The organism is Nostoc sp. CHAB 5715 (assembly GCF_020829685.1).
GTDB lineage: Bacteria > Cyanobacteriota > Cyanobacteriia > Cyanobacteriales > Nostocaceae > Nostoc.
Genome location: NZ_JAIVFR010001090.1, coordinates 1 through 2,322 on the forward strand (window position 1 = coordinate 1; position 2,322 = coordinate 2,322).

The following is a 2,322-nucleotide window of genomic DNA, read 5'->3' on the forward strand; positions in this document are numbered from 1 at the left end:
AACTTACTTTGAAGCTATGGATTATGCAATATATATAATTCTAGCCGGAAAATTAAGTTGTTAATGAGTGTTTAAAAGTACGATTATAATTTAAGTATTTTCTCACAGATGATTCCGGATTGCTATAAGAATTTAGCAGAGTTGTTTACAAATAATCTTAATTTTGAAATCATCTTTGTCTTATGACTATATTTAAAGCATCTCCACTTGGCGGAAAACAAAATACACGTACAGTTGGACAGAGTTTCCAGCCGATATTTTTAATTATATTTACTCTATTGATGGTGACGGGAATCAGCGTTCGTTTGGCATATTTGCAAATTATAGAAGGCGCAAATCACCGCAAACGAGCCGAGTCAAATCGAATTCGGATGATTCCCAAACAACCAGAACGAGGCAACATCTTTGACCGCAACGGTAAACTTTTAGCCAGTACTCGCTATCCTCGCTCTGTATATTTGTGGCCAATGGCACATACCAAGCCAGCATGGTCAGTTGTGGGAGCGCGTCTATCTCAAATTCTCGACGTTCCCCAAGAAGAGATTGAAAAGAAACTAGAAGAGGCAGGTGCTAACTCTTCTTCACTCATACGAATTGCTCGTAACTTGAACGAAGCGCAAATTACAGCATTGAAGGAGTATCAAACTGAACTTAAAGACGTAGAAATTCATACAGAAGCCGTTCGTTACTACCCCCACGGCAAGGAATTAGCTCATGTATTAGGCTATACGCGAGAACTGACCGCCGAGCAGTTAAAAGAAAAGAAGCAGCAAGGCTACAGATTGGGTGATGTGATTGGTCAAATGGGATCTGAAAAAGCTTATGAGAAAAGTCTGCGGGGCGAATGGGGCGGTCAGCAGGTAGAAGTGGATGGTGCAGGTCGGCCACTCCGGGTTTTAGGTGAGAAACAGGCAAAAGCTGGTAACGATTTGCACTTGACTATAGATTTAGATATGCAAAAGACAGCAGAAAAAGCTTTAGGCGATCGCGACGGTGCGATCATGGCACTTGACCCAAAGAACGGTGCGGTTTTAGCAATGGTATCTCACCCCACCTTTGATCCAAATATTTTCTCGAAGCAGAAACTCACCCAAAAAGATTGGGAAACTGTACAAGGTGCAGATCATCCCTTGGTTAATCGCGCCCTCAGCGCTTTTCCACCCGCTAGCACCTTCAAAATTGTCACCACCACAGCCGGTCTAGAATCAGGTAAATTTTCTCCTAGCACAGTCCTGCAAACCTACGGTTCCTTAAACTTTGGCGGCACACGATTTGGTGAATGGAATCACGCTGGATTCGGGCCATTGGGTTTTGTCGGTGCATTACAGTGGAGTAGTGATACCTTCTTCTATCAAATTGGTCGCAAAGTCGGCGGTCCGACTTTAATTGAATGGACTCGCAAGTATGGATTTGGTAAAAAAACCGGCTTTGAGTTTGCCAACGAAGAAGCAAAAGGTTTAGTGCCAGATGAAGCATGGAAGCAGAAAGCTTGGAAGATACCTTGGACTGTAGGCGACAGCATTAATATGTCAATTGGTCAAGGTGCTTTACAAACTACACCGTTGCAAGTCGCCATTATGTTTGCCGTGCCTGCTAATGGTGGCTACCGAGTCCAGCCACATTTGCTTAAAGACAATGAAGAAGCAAAAAGCTGGCGAGAATCCTTAAATATAAAGCTGACAACCATAAGTATTCTCCGTGAGGGACTTCGGAAAGTAGTAGCTGAAGGTACGGGTAAAGCTTTGAAGCAGCCAACAGTTCCCGCAGTCGCTGGTAAGAGTGGCACTGCTGAAGCGTGGAAAGGGCGTGTTAAGCAAAATCATGCTTGGTTTGGAGCCTATGCACCTGCTGAACAGCCAGAAGTTCTGATTGTGGCATTTGCTGAACATTCTGGCGGCGGCGGTGGTAGCATTGCTGCGCCAATGATCTTACAAATTATGGAGGAATATTTTCAGCGCAAGTATCCAGGTAAGTATCAGAAACCAGCGCCTGAAAAGCTAGGAAACAGCCGTCAGAGTTGAATAATGGTCGATTTGAGCAGTGGTAAGTAACGTTCGCATCTTTGTTCCATATTTTGAATACTTTAGTCTGTAGAACTTTTGTATTCAAAATACTAGGCTTTTTCTTCATGCAGCCCAGTAAACTAGACCAAATTTTAGGACTAGAACTACAGCGTCATCGCACAGAAAAAGGTTGGTCACAGGAGTATCTTGCAGAAGTGACAGGTCTGCACAGGACTTACATTAGCCAGCTTGAGCGAGGGCTAAAAAGTCCATCTGTTAGAGTTCTCAGCCATATTACCAATGCTCAAATCGACCATTA

At 43.6% G+C, this 2,322-nt stretch carries 2 protein-coding genes; both read left to right on the plus strand.

Going from position 1 to position 2,322, the window contains the following annotated elements:
• The first annotated feature begins 182 nt into the window (after positions 1–182).
• On the plus strand, positions 183–2,021 hold the full coding sequence (mrdA, locus tag LC574_RS36245) for a penicillin-binding protein 2 (protein ID WP_229458456.1): 1,839 nt from the start codon (positions 183–185) through the stop codon (positions 2,019–2,021).
• Between the two features lie 107 nt (positions 2,022–2,128).
• On the plus strand, positions 2,129–2,322 hold a 194-nt coding region (locus LC574_RS36250; RefSeq protein ID WP_229458457.1), incomplete at its 3' end, for a helix-turn-helix domain-containing protein.